This is a genomic window from Pseudomonas sp. DW-iso3 (genome assembly GCF_058725305.1).
In genome coordinates, this window is record NZ_JBZXDZ010000002.1 from 678,929 (window position 1) to 695,662 (window position 16,734).

At 62.7% G+C, this 16,734-nt stretch carries 15 protein-coding genes; 1 reads left to right on the forward strand and 14 read right to left on the reverse strand.

Annotated features, from left to right (window positions below; translation table 11 throughout):
• Positions 1–41: 41 nt before the first annotated feature.
• Positions 42–2,354 carry an FdhF/YdeP family oxidoreductase gene (locus tag AC4PS7_RS08910; protein WP_123477375.1) on the forward strand — a complete coding sequence of 771 codons (2,313 nt, stop codon included), beginning with the start codon at positions 42–44 and terminating at the stop codon, positions 2,352–2,354.
• Here AC4PS7_RS08910 and AC4PS7_RS08915 read toward each other — a convergent pair.
• The 14 genes from AC4PS7_RS08915 to AC4PS7_RS08980 are packed head-to-tail and all read right to left on the reverse strand — an operon-like array spanning position 2,326 to position 16,484.
• Complete coding sequence (locus tag AC4PS7_RS08915) at positions 2,326–2,580, reverse strand: hypothetical protein (protein WP_123477373.1); 255 nt, start codon at positions 2,578–2,580, stop codon at positions 2,326–2,328. The genes AC4PS7_RS08910 and AC4PS7_RS08915 overlap by 29 nt on opposite strands.
• Position 2,581: 1 nt before the next feature.
• On the reverse strand, positions 2,582–3,208 hold the full coding sequence (locus AC4PS7_RS08920; RefSeq protein ID WP_123477371.1) for a cytochrome c oxidase subunit 3: 627 nt from the start codon (positions 3,206–3,208) through the stop codon (positions 2,582–2,584).
• Entirely contained in the window at positions 3,195–4,793 is a 1,599-nt protein-coding gene (locus AC4PS7_RS08925) for a cytochrome c oxidase subunit I (protein WP_069787806.1), read from the reverse strand. Before AC4PS7_RS08925 ends, AC4PS7_RS08920 begins: the two co-directional genes overlap by 14 nt.
• Complete coding sequence (gene coxB, locus AC4PS7_RS08930; protein ID WP_027616416.1) at positions 4,790–5,722, reverse strand: cytochrome c oxidase subunit II; 933 nt, start codon at positions 5,720–5,722, stop codon at positions 4,790–4,792. Before coxB ends, AC4PS7_RS08925 begins: the two co-directional genes overlap by 4 nt.
• Positions 5,719–6,519 carry an SCO family protein gene (locus tag AC4PS7_RS08935; protein WP_123477367.1) on the reverse strand — a complete coding sequence of 267 codons (801 nt, stop codon included), beginning with the start codon at positions 6,517–6,519 and terminating at the stop codon, positions 5,719–5,721. The genes coxB and AC4PS7_RS08935 overlap by 4 nt, the downstream gene beginning before the upstream one ends.
• The gene (locus AC4PS7_RS08940) at positions 6,509–6,859 is read right to left on the reverse strand and encodes a hypothetical protein (RefSeq protein ID WP_122307211.1); all 351 of its coding nucleotides are present in this window, start codon (positions 6,857–6,859) and stop codon (positions 6,509–6,511) included. Before AC4PS7_RS08940 ends, AC4PS7_RS08935 begins: the two co-directional genes overlap by 11 nt.
• A complete protein-coding gene (locus tag AC4PS7_RS08945; protein WP_350487622.1) occupies positions 6,849–7,841 on the reverse strand; it encodes a hypothetical protein in 993 nt (330 codons plus the stop codon). The genes AC4PS7_RS08940 and AC4PS7_RS08945 overlap by 11 nt, the downstream gene beginning before the upstream one ends.
• Positions 7,838–8,362, reverse strand: a complete 525-nt coding sequence (locus AC4PS7_RS08950) for a c-type cytochrome (protein ID WP_123477363.1) — start codon at positions 8,360–8,362, stop codon at positions 7,838–7,840. Before AC4PS7_RS08950 ends, AC4PS7_RS08945 begins: the two co-directional genes overlap by 4 nt.
• Entirely contained in the window at positions 8,359–8,883 is a 525-nt protein-coding gene (locus AC4PS7_RS08955) for a DUF3341 domain-containing protein (protein WP_185035912.1), read from the reverse strand. Before AC4PS7_RS08955 ends, AC4PS7_RS08950 begins: the two co-directional genes overlap by 4 nt.
• On the reverse strand, positions 8,876–10,240 hold the full coding sequence (nrfD, locus tag AC4PS7_RS08960) for an NrfD/PsrC family molybdoenzyme membrane anchor subunit (RefSeq protein ID WP_492179328.1): 1,365 nt from the start codon (positions 10,238–10,240) through the stop codon (positions 8,876–8,878). Before nrfD ends, AC4PS7_RS08955 begins: the two co-directional genes overlap by 8 nt.
• Complete coding sequence (locus AC4PS7_RS08965; protein WP_350487623.1) at positions 10,230–13,103, reverse strand: TAT-variant-translocated molybdopterin oxidoreductase; 2,874 nt, start codon at positions 13,101–13,103, stop codon at positions 10,230–10,232. The genes nrfD and AC4PS7_RS08965 overlap by 11 nt, the downstream gene beginning before the upstream one ends.
• Complete coding sequence (locus AC4PS7_RS08970; protein ID WP_123477355.1) at positions 13,100–13,756, reverse strand: cytochrome c3 family protein; 657 nt, start codon at positions 13,754–13,756, stop codon at positions 13,100–13,102. Before AC4PS7_RS08970 ends, AC4PS7_RS08965 begins: the two co-directional genes overlap by 4 nt.
• Positions 13,757–13,815: 59 nt before the next feature.
• Positions 13,816–15,609: a thiamine pyrophosphate-requiring protein gene (locus tag AC4PS7_RS08975; RefSeq protein WP_123477353.1), complete on the reverse strand. Its 1,794-nt coding sequence runs from the start codon at positions 15,607–15,609 to the stop codon at positions 13,816–13,818.
• 17 nt (positions 15,610–15,626) lie between these two features.
• Positions 15,627–16,484 carry an SDR family oxidoreductase gene (locus tag AC4PS7_RS08980; RefSeq protein ID WP_123477351.1) on the reverse strand — a complete coding sequence of 286 codons (858 nt, stop codon included), beginning with the start codon at positions 16,482–16,484 and terminating at the stop codon, positions 15,627–15,629.
• Positions 16,485–16,734: the final 250 nt, after the last annotated feature.

The following is a 16,734-nucleotide window of genomic DNA, read 5'->3' on the forward strand; positions in this document are numbered from 1 at the left end:
GCCCGTCCCAACTGTATTCAGCCAAGACCCGGGAGTGCCTGATGCTTATCTACCCCAAAAGCCATTTCCAGCCCTATACCAATGCCTGTGGCGGTTGGGGTTCGGCCAAGTCGGTGATGCAGATCCTGTGGCGCGAACAAGCGCTGGCCAAGGCGCCCGCCGCGCTGTTCAAACAGAACAAGCCCGACGGGTTTGCGTGCGTCAGTTGCGCCTGGGCCAAGCCCGGCCATCCCCATGCGCTGGAGTTCTGCGAGAACGGCGCCAAGGCCACCGCCTGGGAACTGACGTCCCTCAAGACAGACCCGGCGTTCTTTGCCGAGCACAGCCTCAGCGACCTGCGTACCTGGCCCGACTATGCACTGGAGCAGCATGGCCGCCTGACCCACCCGCTACGCTACGACCCCGACACTGATCATTACCGGGAAACCTCCTGGGAAGAGGCCTACCGTGAAATCGGCGCCCAACTCAAGGCCATGGACCCCGACAGCGTGGTGTTCTATGCCTCCGGGCGAGCGTCGCTGGAAACCTCATTCATGTACCAGTTGTTCGCGCGCGCCTACGGCACCAACAACCTGCCCGACAGCTCCAACATGTGCCACGAAAGCACCTCGGTAGGGTTGCAGGAAAGCATCGGCGTGCCGGTGGGCACCGTGACCCTGGCAGACTTCGAGCACACCGATTGCCTGTTTTTCTTTGGCCAGAACGTCGGCAGCAATAGCCCGCGGATGCTGCATCAACTGCAGGACGTGCGTCGACGCGATGTGCCCATCATCACCTTCAACCCCCTGCGCGAACGCGGTTTGGAGCGTTTCGTCAACCCGCAGTCCCCCACGGAAATGCTCACGCCCGACTCGACCTTGATCAGCACCCAGTACCATCAGGTGGCAATCGGCGGTGATACGGCAGCGCTCACCGGTATTGCCAAGGCGTTGCTGGAAATGGATGACCTCGCCACCGAACAAGGCAGCCCGGCCGTACTCGATCATGACTTCATCGCCCGCCACACCGAAGGCTTCGAAGTCTTCACCACCTACGTGCGTGGTTGTACTTGGGCACACCTGGAGCACCAGAGCGGGCTGACGCGCGGCGCACTGGAAGCCGCCGCGACCGTGTATGCCCACAGCCAACGCGTGATGTTCGTCTACGGCATGGGGCTGACCCAACATCGACACGGCGTGGCCAACGTGCAGATGCTGGTCAACCTGCTGCTGCTGCGCGGCAATATCGGCAAGGCCGGTGCCGGGATCTGCCCGGTGCGCGGCCACTCCAATGTGCAAGGCCAGCGCACGGTGGGCATTACCGAAGACCCGAAAAAAGTACCGGCGGAGTTGATCGAGCAGCACTTCGGCTTCAAGGTGCCAGAGAAAATGGGCGTGTGCACGGTGGATGCGTGCGAAGGAATTCTCAGCGGCCAGGTGCGCGGTTTTGTCGGCCTGGGCGGCAACTTTCTGCGGGCAATTCCGGACACCTCACGCATGGAGCCCGCCTGGCAAGGGTTGCACCTGAACGTACAAGTCGCCACCAAGCTCAACCGCACGCACTTGCTGCCAGCGCGTCACCAGTGGCTGCTGCCATGCCTGGGTCGCATCGAAATAGACCGGCAAAATGGCGTGGCGCAAAGCTACACCACAGAAGACAGCACCGGCTGCATCCACAGCTGGCGTGGCAGCAGCGAGCCGGTCGGCCCTCATGTGCGCGCCGAAGCCAGCATCGTCGCCGGGCTGGCCGTGGCCACCCTCTCCCATCCCTGCAACATCGATTGGCAGGCCTGGAGCACCGACTACGCCAAGGTCCGCACGGCCATCGGGCAGATCTACCCGCAGATATTCCACGACATGGAAAGCCGTATGACCGAGCCTGGCGGCTTCCATCGCCCGATTGCCGCCGCGCAGCGCAAGTGGCTGACCCCGAGCGGAAAGGCGCAGTTCGTCAAGCCCGTGACCCTGGCCGAAGATGACGACGTGAACCTTGCGCAACCGGCACGGGATGTCCTGCAACTGATGACGCTGCGCAGCAACGATCAGTTCAACACCACCATTTACGGTTATGACGATCGCTTTCGCGGGGTCAGCGGCACGCGCGAGGTGATTTTCATGCACTGCAACGACATCGTGCGCCTGGGCTTCACGCCCGGCGCGCAGGTAATGTTGACCACTGCCATCGAACCGGAGGTCACGCGCCAGGTCGGGCCATTCGAAATCATCGCCTACGACATTCCCGAAGGCTGCGCCGCCGCGTATTACCCCGAATGCAACCCGCTGGTGCCGCTTTGGCACCACGCTGAACGCAGCAAGGTGCCTGCCGCCAAATCGGTGCCGGTGCGGCTCAGCGCGTCGCCGACTCACCCAGGATGAACACCACCATTACCAGCAACCACAGCAGGTACACCCATCCAAACAGGCGTACCCAGCCGCGGTGCCGGTAAAGCCCTAAATAGAACAGCAACAACAGCAGGAACTGGCCGGCGGCGGCGAGCATGATCACGCCGCCGCCCCCGGGCTGATAGCGAACGCACAGTATCTGCACGGCCAGCAACAGCAGCAGCGCTCCATAGACTTTCAACGCGCCCGCCTTGCTCATATCAACGCCCCACCAGGTAAAGGGTGGGAAACAACAGGATCCAGATCCCGTCCACCAGGTGCCAATACAGGCTGATCATTTCCAGGCGCATCGCGCGCTGGTGAGGCGCCAACCGGTCGCGTTTCAACGCGCTGTACAGCCACAGGGCCAGGCCGACCGCGATCAACACATGCAGCCCGTGCAGCGCCGTGGCGATGAAGTACAGGTTCATGAACAACTGCGCCGACGGCGCCTGCCAGGTTGAGTGATCGGTAAAGCCGGGCAGCACGCCTTCGTGGATCTCCAGGCCGTATTCAATACCTTTGCAGCCCAGGAACAACACGCCCAATACGGCCGCACCCAGCAGACACCAGCCCACCCGGCGTGGCTCGCTGGCGGCCAGGGTCATCAACAAACTGCTGGTCAACAACAGGACTGTATTGCCCGTCGCCAACAGGTAATGCAGGCCCGCCACGGCCTCCGCCACCCCGTCCGGATGACGCAGCCGAAAGAACCACGCCACCATGATCAGGCTGCCGAACATCATCGCTTCGCTGGCCAGGAACAGCCACATGCCCAGGCGGGCGGCCTCGCGTTGCTGGGCCCAGGCCACGAACGGGTCGGCGGGCCTCTCGTCAGAGCGGATCACGGCGGGCCCCTGGGGAATAATCGTAGGCCTCGAAATCCACCGTCACCGGCGCTTCGAAGTTGTGCAGCGGCGGCGGCGAAGCCACGCGCCACTCCAGCCCGGCCGCCTCCCACGGATTGATCGGCGCCCGCTCGCCCCAGCGCAGGGAGCCGAGCAGGTAGAAAAATGGCAACACGTAGGCCAGCGCCAGGATCGAAGCCCCGGCGGACGACATCACGTTGAGGAACTGAAAGTCCGGATCGTAACTGTGATAGCGACGCGGCATGCCCAGGTAACCCAGGAGAAACTGCGGGAAAAACGTCAGGTTGAAGCCGCAGAAAATCAGGATCGCGGTGATCTTGCCCCACAGTTGCGAGTAAAGTCGGCCGGTGATCTTCGGCCACCAAAAATGCAAGGCCCCGAAGTACCCGGCCACGGCGGCGCCGACCATGATGTAGTGGAAGTGCGCGACCACAAAATAGGTGTCATGGGCATGCAGGTCGGCGGCCAGCAGCGCGAGGAACAGCCCGGTGACGCCGCCGACGATAAATAACCCGATAAACGTCAACGCAAACAGAAACGGCGCATGCAGGGTCAAGTCGCTTTTGTACAGCGTGGCACTCCAGTTATAGGCCTTGATCGCCGACGGAATCGCCACCAGAAAACTCAACAATGAGAACACCAGGCTGGCATACATCGACTGCCCGGCGACAAACATATGATGGCCCCACACTAGAAAGCCGATCACCGCAATCGCCACGCTGGACCAGGCGACAAAGCGGTAGCCGAAAATGCGCTTGTGCCCTGCCGCCGTGATCAACTCGCTGACCACCCCCATGGCCGGCAGAATCATGATGTACACCGCCGGGTGGCTGTAGAACCAGAACAGATGCTGGAACAGCAGCGGGTCGCCGCCCAGTTTCGGGTCGAACACACCGATGTTGAACAGGTGCTCGGCGGCCACCAGCACCAGGGTGATCGCCAGCACGGGCGTGGCCAGCACCAGAATGATCGAGGTGGCGTACATCGACCAGATGAACAGTGGCAAGCGCATCCACGTCATGCCGGGCGCGCGCAAGGTATGCACGGTGGCGATGATATTGACGCCGGTGAATATCGACGAAAACCCGGCAATGAATACGCCGCAGATCACCGCCACCACATGGCCGTTGCTGAACATCGTCGACAACGGCGTGTAGAAGGTCCAGCCGGTGTCTACCCCGCCGAGCAGCAGCGCCAGCAAGGTGAACAGGCCGCCACCCAGCAGCAAGTACCAACTGAACAGGTTCAGGCGCGGAAATGCCATGTCTTTGGCGCCGATCATGATCGGCACCAGGAAGTTGCCGAACACGCTCGGAATCGACGGAATCAGGAAAAACCACACCATGATCACCCCGTGCAGGGTAAACGCGCGGTTGTAGCCATCGGCGGTGAGCAAATCCCCTTCCGGCGTGACCAGTTCAATGCGGATCAGGCTCGCCGCCAGTCCGCCGGCAAAGAAAAAGAAGGTCACGGTGAGCATGTACAGCACCGCAATACGTTTGTGATCGCGGGTCAGCAACCATGACCGCAGGCCCTGTGCATGCAAATAGCTGGGTTGGCTCATTGGTGTTTCTCCGGAAGTTCGCGCAGGTAAGCGACAAGCCGCTGCACGGCCTCTTCATCCAACAGATTGCTGTAGGTCGGCATGATCGGCAGGTAGCCGGCTACCAACTGTTTTTGCGGCAACAGGATGCTGTCGCGCAGGTAGGCTTCATCAGCTTTTACCTGGCTGCCGTCGGCCAGTTGCACCGAACGGTTGAACACCCCGGCCAGCGGCGGCGCGTTGCCTGAGTCGTGGCAACTGGCGCAACCGTATTGGCGATACAGGGTCTCGCCCTGACGGGCAAGGTCGGCGCTGCTGCCGTTGTCTGCCAGCCAGTGCTCGTAATCGGCGGGGTTGAGCACCACCAGGCGCGCCAGCATTGCCGCGTGGTCGGTGCCGCAGTATTCGGCGCAATACACCTCGTAGGTGCCGCTGTGCTCGGCCTGGAACCACAACATGCTGTAGCGCCCCGGCAACACGTCTTGCTTGATACGCAGACTGGGAAAAAACAGGCTGTGGATCACGTCTTCGGAAATCATGGTCAACTTCACCGGGCGCCGGGCCGGCACGTGCAGGGTGTTGATCTCCCGCTGACCGCCCTGGTGCTGGAATTTCCACATCCATTGGCGCGCGGTGACCTGCACTTCCAGCGCATCCTCCGGCGGCGTGCGGGCGATGAAAAACAGCCGCGCCGACAACAGGAAGACCACCAGCGAACCTATGAACGGCAAGATGATCCAGGCCAGCTCGATAGGCAGATTACTTTGCGGGCGATGGTCGCGGTCGGCCGGACGGCCGCGCCGATAGCGCCAGATAAACACCCACAGCGCGACGAAAACCGGCACCACGAACAGCGCCATCATGGCGGTGAAGCCGATCACCAGCCAGTCGACCGATACCGCGTAGTCCGAGGCTTGTGCCGGCCACAGGCGCAGAAAGTGTTCGTTCATCGCGCCTCCCGACGTTCGCGCCGCACCGCCCGCAAAATCAGCAGGCCGAGCACCAGCACCGTGGCCACGCCTGCCACTTGCAGCAGCAGAATGATCCGGCTGCTGTAGGTGCCGCTCTGCGGGTCGTAGTGGTAGCACAGCAATAACAGTTGTTCCTTGATGGCCCCCAACTTGCCCTGCCCGGCCTCGGTCAATGCCAGGCGCAGGTCGCTGGTCTGATAGCCCAGGCCGTAGAGCCAGCGCGACAGGCGCCCATCACCCGTTACCACCGCGACTGCCGAGCTGTGGGCGTATTGCCGCTGTTGCGGGTCGAAGCGATAGCCGAAGCCGATCGAGTCCGCCAAGGCCTGGCTGGCCGACGCATCGCCAGTCAGCAGATGCACGCCAGGTTCGTCAGCCAGTGCTGGCCAGTGCTGGCTGAGCTTGGCCAACTCTTCCCGGGCGGCGCCCACGTCTTCGCGGGGGTCGAAACTGAAGGCGATCACCTGGAAGTCACGGCCCAGGCGATAAGGCTGGTTGACCAGTTGGCTGAACAGGGTCGAGAGCGCCGCCCCGCAGACATTCGGGCAACGGTAGTACAACGGCACCAGCAATGTAGGCTGGCCGTTGAGCAGGTCGCCCAGACGCACCGAGCGGCCCTGTTGGTCGGTGAAGCGACTGTCGAGCGCCAAGGAACGGCCGACGTGTGCCGTGTCGATTCCGGCGGCGGTAAAGGGGTCGAATGGCTGCGCGGCGCCCGCTAGCGGCAGCCAACAGCACACCAGTACGACGACCATCAGCAGGCGCTCAATGCTCATCAGGCCAGCCTCGCTGCAGCAGCAATTGCCGGGCCTGTGCCAAGGGCAGGTGCACGATGTGATGCTCACGGTCGACCCAGCCATAACTGTCCAAGTGCAGACGCTGGCGGGCCAGTTGCCGCTCACCCGCCTGCCGGGGATCAGCTTGTAGACGCGGCTCAGGGGGCAATAGGCGCTGGCGTTCCAGTGTGCTCATCGGCGGTTGTTGCACCTGTTGACGATAGCCGCTCAACAACCAGGCCACGCCGCCCAGGCTCAGGGCTATGGCCACACCCAGCAGCACCATTACCCGGGCGGCTTTTTTACCGTCAAAATCGTTGGGCTGGTATTCAGCGGTCATGGCGCCTCCTTTGCCACTGCCGCCGCCACACGGCAAACAAGCCCGCGGCATATACCCCCTGGCACAGCACCGCGGTGAGGAGCATGCCAAGGGTCGCCTCGGGAAAAATCGAAGGCAGGCTGATCCACATCGACTCGACAACCCCCAACAACAAGATCGCCGCACAGCCCCACGTCAACACATTCATTCGCCCGCCCCATGGCGACGCGAGTACCACCAGGCACACCAGTTGCCCGGCGACCAACAGCGCCGTCAGTGCGCCCCACCCACCCGTCTCGCGCACGCGGTACCAGGCTGTTTCATGCGCCAGGTCCACCGACCAGATAATCAGGTACTGCATGAACTGCACGTAGATCCAGAACGCCAAGGCGCTTACCAGCAGACCGCGCAACAGCACACACTGGCGTGCGGGCAGCAGCACCACGTTCCAGCACAACACACACAGCCCGGCGAAGGCCAGGCCGTCGAGCAGTTGCCGGGCAATCAACAACAGGCCGAACACGCTGGAGACAAACCCCGCCTGCAACGACATCAGCCAGTCCACGGCGGCCAGGCTCGCCATCAGCGCGTACAGGATCAACCCCGCAGCACTGCGCTTACCCACCCAGCCGTGTAACACCCAGGCAAGCCCGCCGTACACCAGAGTGCGTAACACAAAAAACCACGGCGATAACCACAGGCCACGAAAACCCGGAGCCTTCTGATCGAACCACGGGTACACCCAGGTCATCGTGACCAGCACCGGCAACAGCATCGGGATGATCAACAACACAGCGCTTGCCCCCAAGCGGCTGCCGGGATCCAGCAAAGGCTGCCAGCGACCGCTGACCAGAGGCGTCAGCAACGCAAGCAGCAGGCAACCCAGCGCGATATTGCTGCCATTGACCGCTGCCGCCAGGGCGCCCGCACCGACCCAGGCAGGCTGCCATACGCCGAGCACGGCAAGGCCGATGGCGGCAGCCAGCAACCACCACCGGCTCATTGGCCGGACTCCTCGAAGGCCTGCCGCACAGTCGGCGGCAGCGTTTGCAGGTCGGCGTGCTGGCTCAACTGCAGCACACGCAAGTGGGCGACAATCGCCCAGCGCTCATCGGGCTGAATGCGCGACGCGTAGCCGTACATCAAGCCTCGCCCGTCGGCAATCACCTGCATCAGTTGGTCATCGGGGGCGTTCAGCAACCGCGGTTCGATAAACGACGGCGGTGCCGGAAAACCACGGCCCACCACCAGCCCATCGCCGAGCCCGCCCAGGCCATGGCACGGCGTGCAGAATGTTTGATAACCCGCCTCGCCGCGTGCCAGCAAGTCCGCACTCAGGGCCGGCCGTTGTCGGGCCAGCGCTTCACGTTGCAGTTGCCCGCGCGCCACACTGCCGGCGGGAGGCTGGCGACCATTGCCAAACAACGCGCCGGCGCGCTGTTCGAGTACCTTGGCCTGGCGTGACATGTCATCGCAGCCGCTGCACAGCAGCATCAGGCTCAATGCCCATGGCCAGGCATTCATGGCGCCACTTCCTGCACGCTCTGCGCGCGTTCGGCCAGCCAGGCGTGGGTCTGGTGTGCGTCAAACAGCGGGTCGCGCGCATCGATAAACAAGAAAAACCCATCATCGCTGGCACCTTCAAACCCCTCGACGCCGAACAACGGATGATGCAAGCGCGGCAGGCGACTGCACAGCAACAACGTCAACACAGCCGCCGTTGCTGCAAATACCACGGCAAACAGAAACGTCACCACAGCGAATGAAGGCAACGCCACCAAGGGGCGCCCGCCGATGTTCAAGGGATAGGCCCATACCGAGCCGATCTGCATCACCAGCGCCAGGACGATGCCCAGCCCGGCCCCCAGGCAGGCCATGCGCCCTACTCGCCTGGCGTCGACCGCCAATACCGGCTCCAAGGCTTGCAGCGCAAACGGCGCGAAGGCATCCAGCCGCCGATAACCCAGGCCCCACGCGCACACGGCGGCATCCACCAGGGGCTGGGGCGCCGGGAACCGCGCGAGTAAACCCAGGCACTCAGCCATCGCCGCGCTCCTGATGCAGCGCCTGCTTGACCTCGAACGCGGAGACCATCGGCACATAGCGCAGGAACAGGCTATAGGGCACCAGAAACACCCCGAAACTGCCGATAAACAACGTCCAGTCCCACAGGGACGGCGTGTAATCGCCCCAACTGGAAACCAGCAGATCACGCGTCTGCGGCGGGATCAGCAGCATGAAACGCTCGGCCCACATCCCCACCAGCACGGCCAGCGCCACGAGTGCCAATCGCGGCGGGCTTTGGCGCACGTTTCGCCACCAGAGCGCCTGGAGCACCCCGACATTGCAGACGATCGCCAACCAGAAACTCCAGGCATGCGCGCCGCTGATGCGCGCAAGCAGTACCTCGATTTCATGGGCGTCGCCGCTGTAGAACGGCATGAACAGATCGGCCAGATACCCGTAGGTGGTCATACAGCCGGTGGCTAGCAACAGACGCCCGAGCATGTCCAGATGGCGTTGGGTGATCAGGCTTTGGATGCACAGTAGCCAGCGCACGGCAATCGCCAGCAGCGCCACCAGGGCGAACCCGGAAAACACCGCACCGGCCACGAAATAAGCGGGAAACAAGGTGGAGTGCCAACCGCTCTGGGTGCCCATGGTCAGCAAAAACGAATAGCCACTCGACACCGCAAACACCAGCGGTATCGCGAGGATCGCCAACACCCGCGTTGTGCGCCGCCACAGCGCCCAATGCTGCTGCGACCCACGCCAGCCGAGCGCCAGCAAGCCATAAACCACCTGGCGCAGCGGCGTCCGGGCCCGATCACGGGCGCTAGCAAAATCCGGAACGGCACCCACCATCAGGAACAGCACCGACACCGTGAGGTACGACAGGATCGCAAACATGTCCCAGGCCGTCGGGCTTTTGAATTGCGGCCATAAGCCCATTTCATTCGGGTAGGGCATGGTCCAGTAGAACAGCCAGGGACGGCCCAGGTGCAGGATCGGGTATAGCGCGGCGCAGATCACCGCCATCAGCGTCATCAGCTCCGCCAGCCGATTGAGGGTATGGCGCCAGGGCCGCTCGATCAGCAACAGCAAGGCCGAGATAAACGTGCCCGCGTGGCCGATCCCCAGCCACCAGATGTAATTGAGGATGCCAAAGCCCCAATGCACCGGCTGATTATTGCCCCACATGCCCACGCCATTGCGCAGCAGCACAGCGACCGAGCCCAGGTACACCAGCAACAACACCAGGCCGACACCGAACATCCAGCGCCAGGCAACGCGCCGGGGGAACTGCTGCAATGGCCCGAACACCTGCCGCGACACCTGCTGGTCGCTCAAATCCTTTGGCAGGAAATGCCCGGTGGCGTGCAGCAGCGGCTCAGCCTTCATCGCCGGCGCCCTCCTCCTCAATGCGCGCCAGATAACTGGTGCGCGGCCGGGTGCCGAGGGCTCCCAGCAAGCGGTAATGGCGGGGATCGCGGCGCGCGAGGCTGACAGCGCTGGCGGGGGCGTTGATGTCGCCAAACTGGATGGCCTGGCTGGGGCAGGTTTGCTGGCAAGCGGTGACCACCGCAGAGGGGTCGAAATCGTCGCCGTGTTGCTTGTCGTTCGTGCGGGCGTTGCTGATGCGTTGGATGCAGTACGTGCATTTCTCCATCACGCCGCGGGAGCGTACCGTCACCTCGGGGTTACGTTGGGCGTGAATCGACGGCGCGGCGTCGGCGCTCCAGTCCAGCCAATTGAAGCGCCGCACTTTGTACGGGCAGTAAGAAGCGCACGTGCGTGTGCCTATGCAGCGGTTGTAGACCATCTGGTTCAAGCCATCGCGGCTATGCACGGTGGCGTTGACCGGGCAACCGGTTTCGCAGGGCGCCTGCTCGCAGTGCATGCAGGGCAATGGCTGGAAGCGCGAACGCGGGGCCTCCAACGGCCCCTGGTAATAATGGTCGATGCGCAGCCAGTGCATGCTGCGCCCCTGCGCGACCTGCTCGGCGCCGACCACGGCGATGTTGTTCTCGGCCTGGCAGGCCACCACACAGGCATTGCAGCCGGTGCACAGGTCCAGATCAATGACCATGCCCCACTGCGGGCCGCTGTCGGCCACCGGGCTGTAGAGCGACGCGGGAATGGCCTGGGTCGCGAGTTGTGGTTTGGCGCGTGAGACCACACGGATGGGCGGTTCCTGCGCTTCAGGCAACCGGTGATGTGACTGGGTGGCCGCCAAGGGAAAGTGCTCGCCGGTGCTTCGCAGGGAGGCACTGACGGAGAATTGCTCAGTGGGCTTCACCGCGTAACCCAGGCCATCACCGACGCGCCCGGCGTGGCTGCGACCGTAGCCGGTGTATAAGGCAATGACCTGGCCGGCCTGCCCAGGTTCAACCCAGGCCGGTCCGCGCACGGTCTGCTCCGCCAGTGTTACCTCTATACCGTCGCCATTGCTCACGCCCAACTGTTCGGCCAGGTGTGGCGAAAGCCCGATCACATTGGTCCAAGTCAGGGTGCTGATGGGCTTGGGCAATTCCTGCAGCCAGCCGGAGTTGGCGAAACGCCCGTCCCACACGGTCGGGTCGGGACGGATTACGGCCTCTAATCCTTCGCCGACGTCGGCCGCCGCGAGGGTAATTGGCGTTATTTCCTCCACCTTGACTGGCGCTGGGGCCGGTTCAATCCAGCCATTGGCCAATGCCTCGCGCCATTGTTGCTGCGCGATATGCGCCCAGGTTGCGCGCACCAGCGCCAAGGCATCGGCCTCGGTTGAGTGCATCAGCAACTCGAGGACCTGATGCAAGGTGCGCGTCGAATACATCGGTTCGATCAGCGGCTGGACGATGCAGGCACTGCCGTCCGCCGCGCGGCCATCGCTCCAACCGTCCAGCGCATGATTGAGCGGCAGGTGCCAATGGCACTGCGCGGCGCTTTCGTCGTAGTAAAGCCCGGCATGCAAGCGAAATGGCACCTGGGGCAGCACATTTTGCAGGTAGGCATTTAGCACCGGGTTGCAGTCGAGTATCAGCAAATGAGTCACCGCTTCCTGGCTCAGTTGCGCAAGCGAACCCCACGATTGATTGGGCTCGTAACCCAATAACCTCGGCACCTGCCAGTCCAACGTTTGGCCTGCGTGCCCCAAGCGCTGGTTAAGCTGCATGACCTGCGCCTGCAACGCCTCGGATGCCTGCTGGCTGATACCGATCAGGCCGCGCCCAGGGTGGGCCTTGAGCGCAGCGACGGCGTCCTGCACCCACTGCCGTTGCGCCGAGTTCAGGCGCGGCGTTCCGGGCAGGTCCTGGCCCAGCGCCTGGCTCAGCGCAAGCAGCAGGCCGGGCAACTGCGACGGCGCCGTGGGCAAGCGCGCGGTGGCGGCAGCGCCGGTGAGGCTCGGAACACTTTCAGCCACGAACACCAACGCGGCGCCCTCACCGTTCGCTGCCTGGCGGCGGCGTTCAGCCCAGCCGCGCTGGAGCACCGTCTGATACGGACCGCTGCCCAGCGGGTCATATTCCAGGCACACCAGAACCTCGGCCTGTTCCAGGTGAACCTGCGCGGCCAATGGCTGACCGAACGCGCGTTCGCTGGCTCGCAGGGCGGCCGTCTCGGCAAAGGCTTCGCCATGGTACAGGCGCGCCTCAGGCCAGCGTTGTTGCAACTGGTCGAGCTGGCGCTTGAGGGTCGGTGAACTGCTGGCCCCGCAGACGATGTGCAAGCCCTTGCCACGAGCGCGGTCCAACACCTGCTGCTCATGGGCCAACGCCGCGCGCACATCCGGCCAACTGGCTTCGCGGCCTTTGAAACGCGGCGCCTGGGAACGGTCCGGATCATAGAGTTGCAGGATCGCCGCTTGAGTAAAAGCATCGCAGGCGCCGCCCGAGACGGGATGGTCCGGGTTGCCTTCAAGCTTGATCGGTCTGCCTGCAACGGTCTTGCCCAACACGGGCTGGGCAACACCGCCAAACGGGATGGCGGTGGCGTACCAGGCCGGCACGCCTGGCGTCAGGTTGACCGGCTGACTGACCGCCGTCACCGCCTGTTCCGGGGTCTTGCCACAGGCGGCCAACCCCACCATGGCGATGGACGCCGCCATCAACTGCAGGAAACGCCGTCGATCCATCAGAGGCGCCACACCTGCAAATTCCGCCTCTATCAGTGCTTGAGCGTCAGGGGACTCGGCAAGCGCCTCAAGCCCGCGCCAATAAGCCTGTCCCTCAAGTCCGGCCAGTTGTTCACGCAAAACGGAGAAGTCAAGCGGCTTACTCATCGGTGGCACGTCCCGCAGTCGGTAAGGCCCCGGGTATCGATGTGCCGCGCGGTCATCACGCGCTCACCCAATTGGCGACGGTCCTCGGAAGGTTTCCACTGCATATTGGTGACCTGCTCCAGGGGACGCAGATGGGGCGCCGGGTCACGGTGACAGGCCAGGCACTGGCCCATGTTCAACGGTTGCGCCTTGAACATCAGTTGCATGCGGTCGACCTGACCATGGCATTCACTGCAGCCGACGCCGGCGTTCACATGGACGCCGTGATGGAAATACACGTAATCCGCCAGCTTGGCGACGCGTTGCCAATGCAGGGGCTCAAGTTCACGCAGGCTCTTGCGCAACGGCTCCAGCACATCGGCGTGTGTCCATACCTGGGAATGACAACTCATGCAGGTTTCGGTGGGTGGCAGGCTGGCCATCGCGGAGGATTGCACCGCGCTGTGGCAATAACGGCAGTCGATCTTGAGTTCGCCCGCATGGTGGGCATGGCTGAAGGGCAACGGCTGCTCGACCACCCAGCTACGCCCGGTGCGGTAGTCGGTGCTGTCCAGAGTCAACGCCACAAGCAAACCTCCCGAGAGCCCGGCGATCAGCAGCAACAGTCCTACGCGCAGCCAGGTATCGGCCGAGCGCCTGAAAATCTGCGTCATTGCCGGATTCTCATGTCCATGTCCTTAACGCTTTGGCTGCGCGGGTGCGCAGGCGTTCGTTATTTTTTTGCGCCTCCTGGCAGAACGCTGGCCAACACTTGCTTGGCGGTTTGCACAATCACCCCGGCTTCATCCGGGTCGCCCTTGAGCAACGTGGTGGCGAACTTTTTGGCCTGTTCCAGTTTGATATGCGGGGGAAGTGGCGGCACGTCGGGGTCGGTCTTGAACTCGATCAGCACCGGTACATCCGAGGCCAACGCCTGTTCCCAGGCCGCAGCCACATCTTCCTCGCGCTCGACGAAAATCCCCTTCAGCCCCAGCGAAATAGCAAACAGGTGATACGGCACGTCAGGAATAGATTGCGAAGCCCTAAACTTGGGGTCGCCGTCCATCACGCGCTGCTCCCAAGTGACCTGGTTCAGGTCTTCATTGTTGAACACCGCACAGATCCAGTTAGGGCTCTGCCACTGCCGCCAGTATTTGGCCACGGTGATCAGTTCGGCCATGTTGTTCATCTGCATTGCGCCGTCGCCCACCAGCGCGATCACGGTGTTCTGCGGCTGCGCAAACTTGGCGGCGATAGCGTACGGCACGGCAGCCCCCATGGACGCCAAGCCACCGGACAGGGAACATTGCATGCCACGGCGGATCTTCAAGTCGCGGGCATACCAGTTGGCACAGGACCCGGAATCGCTGGTGATGATGGCGTGGTCGGGCAGGCGTGGAGACAGCTCGTAGACCACGCGTTGCGGGTTGATCGGTTTGGCTTTTGCCAGGGCGCGTTTCTCCAGGGTTTTCTCCCAGCTAGCACACCAACCCTCGACCTTTTTGCGCCATTTACGCTGAGTCTTGTGGGTGAGCAACGGCAACAACGCAGCCAGGGTCTCGGCGGCATCGCCCACCAGATTCACCTCCATGGGATAACGCAGGCTCAACATGTCGGGTTGCAGGTCAATCTGCACGCCACGGGCCTGGCCTTCCTTGGGCAGGAACTCTGAGTAAGGAAAACCCGAACCGATCATCAACAAGGTGTCGCATTCGGTCATGAGCTTGTAGCTGGGCTCGGTGCCCAACAGGCCGATGCTGCCGGTAACCCAGGGCAAATCGTCAGGGACTGCAGCCTTGCCGAGTAGCGCCTTGGCCACCCCGGCGCCGAGGGCTTCAGCGACGGCGATGACTTCATCGGTGGCCGCCAGCGCCCCAGCGCCGACCAGAATCGCAACTTTCTCACCGGCATTCAGTACGTCTGCGGCGCGCTGTAGATCCGCCTCATACGGCACCACTCTCGGTTTTGAATAACCTACCCCCGAGTGCACTGTGCCGTGGGCCCTGGCGGGCGGTTCGTAGGCCGCCTCCTGCAAATCGTTGGGCAGGATGATCGCCGTCACTCGGCGTTCACCGACTGCCGTGCGTACGGCCCGATCCACCAAGTGACGCACCTGGGATGGCACCGTAGCCTGCTGCACGAATGCCCCTGCCACATCCTTGAACATCGACACCAGATCCAACTCCTGCTGGTAATGCCCCCCAAGCGCCGCCCGCGCCTGCTGCCCGACAATCGCCAGCACCGGCATATGGTCCATCCGCGCGTCATAGAGCCCAGTGATCAGGTGCGAGGCACCTGGCCCTGATGTGGCTATGCAAACGCCCAGCTCCCCCGTGAATTTGGCGTGGGCCGACGCCATGAACGCGGCCATTTCCTCATGACGGGCCTGAATGAATTCGATCTTGCCCTGCGCCCGGCTCAACGCGCCGAATACACCATTGATACCGTCCCCCGGGTAACCAAAGATTCGGGTAACGCCCCATTGGCTGAGTCGCTCAACCAGAAAGTCGCCTACTGTCGTCGTCATCGAATGCCTCGCTTCATTCAAAGAATGGGTTTGCCACCTGTTACGCCGTAGCGTTCACCGGAGATATAACTGCCCTCATCCGACGCCAGCAGTACGTAGATGGGCGAGACTTCGACTGGCTGGCCGGGGCGCCCCAGCGGTGTATTGCCACCAAAGTTCTTGACGGAGTCCTCGGTCATCGTCGACACGATCAATGGCGTCCAGATTGGCCCGGGCGCCACACTGTTGACGCGAATACCGCGTTTGCCGAGCATCTGCGCCAGGCCCGCAGTGAAGTTGGCGATCGCGCCTTTGCTCGCCGCATACGGCAACAGCGTGGGGTTGGGCGCATCAGAATTGACCGAGCTGGTGTTGATGATCGAACTGCCTTCGGCCATGTGCGGCAGCGCTGCCTTACAGATGCGAAACATCGCGGTGACGTTGACGTTAAAGGTCTTTAGCCAATCCTCGTCGGGGATGTCTTCCAGACTGTCGTAGGTCATCTGGAACGCCGCGTTGTTGACCAGCACATCTATGCGTCCGAACTTCTCCACGGTGTCAGCGACGATCGCCGTGCACTGATCCGCGTTGCCCAGGTCGCCGGGTAGCAACAGGCATTGACGACCCGCCGCCTCGACCCACCGCGCGGTTTCCTTGGCGTCTTCATGCTCATCCAGATAGGAGACCGCCACGTCCGCGCCTTCGCGTGCAAAGGCGATGGCCACCGCACGCCCGATGCCGCTGTCGGCCCCGGTGATCAAGGCTACTTTGTTGGCGAGTCGACCTGAGCCTTTGTAGGTCTGTTCACCGCAATCGGGCATTGGATCCATCTTGCGCTGTTGACCGGGTACGGGCTGCTCTTGCGTCTTGAAAGGTGGTTTTGGGTAACTGTTCATCGGTCTCCCTCCTGGCTGTGATTACTTTTGCGAGGGTTGGCCGGGAAGGTAAGTTCAGACGGATTTTGAAAAAATCAGATAACCGTTCAGGCGCACGAGCGCCATTCTTCGATCCGAATAAACCTTCTGAATAATGGGCGCCTCAACCGCAGCGTAGTACTTCGTAGAACTGGCTAATTGCGTCGAGGCGTTCTGCTGCACGCAGGTTTTCAGCTATATTTATTTAGCTTTCGGTCAAGCCATAACACTC

Bases quoted from the DNA above. Each gene is read 5' to 3' on its own strand.
- AC4PS7_RS08910 (WP_123477375.1), top strand. From the start codon at position 42: ATGCTTATCTACCCCAAAAGCCATTTCCAGCCCTATACCAATGCCTGT.
- AC4PS7_RS08915 (WP_123477373.1), bottom strand. From the start codon at position 2,580: ATGAGCAAGGCGGGCGCGTTGAAAGTCTATGGAGCGCTGCTGCTGTTG.
- AC4PS7_RS08925 (WP_069787806.1), bottom strand. From the start codon at position 4,793: ATGAGCCAACCCAGCTATTTGCATGCACAGGGCCTGCGGTCATGGTTG.
- coxB (WP_027616416.1), bottom strand. From the start codon at position 5,722: ATGAACGAACACTTTCTGCGCCTGTGGCCGGCACAAGCCTCGGACTAC.
- AC4PS7_RS08935 (WP_123477367.1), bottom strand. From the start codon at position 6,519: ATGAGCATTGAGCGCCTGCTGATGGTCGTCGTACTGGTGTGCTGTTGG.
- AC4PS7_RS08940 (WP_122307211.1), bottom strand. From the start codon at position 6,859: ATGACCGCTGAATACCAGCCCAACGATTTTGACGGTAAAAAAGCCGCC.
- AC4PS7_RS08945 (WP_350487622.1), bottom strand. From the start codon at position 7,841: ATGAGCCGGTGGTGGTTGCTGGCTGCCGCCATCGGCCTTGCCGTGCTC.
- AC4PS7_RS08950 (WP_123477363.1), bottom strand. From the start codon at position 8,362: ATGAATGCCTGGCCATGGGCATTGAGCCTGATGCTGCTGTGCAGCGGC.
- AC4PS7_RS08955 (WP_185035912.1), bottom strand. From the start codon at position 8,883: ATGGCTGAGTGCCTGGGTTTACTCGCGCGGTTCCCGGCGCCCCAGCCC.
- nrfD (WP_492179328.1), bottom strand. From the start codon at position 10,240: ATGAAGGCTGAGCCGCTGCTGCACGCCACCGGGCATTTCCTGCCAAAG.
- AC4PS7_RS08965 (WP_350487623.1), bottom strand. From the start codon at position 13,103: ATGAGTAAGCCGCTTGACTTCTCCGTTTTGCGTGAACAACTGGCCGGA.
- AC4PS7_RS08970 (WP_123477355.1), bottom strand. From the start codon at position 13,756: ATGACGCAGATTTTCAGGCGCTCGGCCGATACCTGGCTGCGCGTAGGA.
- AC4PS7_RS08975 (WP_123477353.1), bottom strand. From the start codon at position 15,609: ATGACGACGACAGTAGGCGACTTTCTGGTTGAGCGACTCAGCCAATGG.
- AC4PS7_RS08980 (WP_123477351.1), bottom strand. From the start codon at position 16,484: ATGAACAGTTACCCAAAACCACCTTTCAAGACGCAAGAGCAGCCCGTA.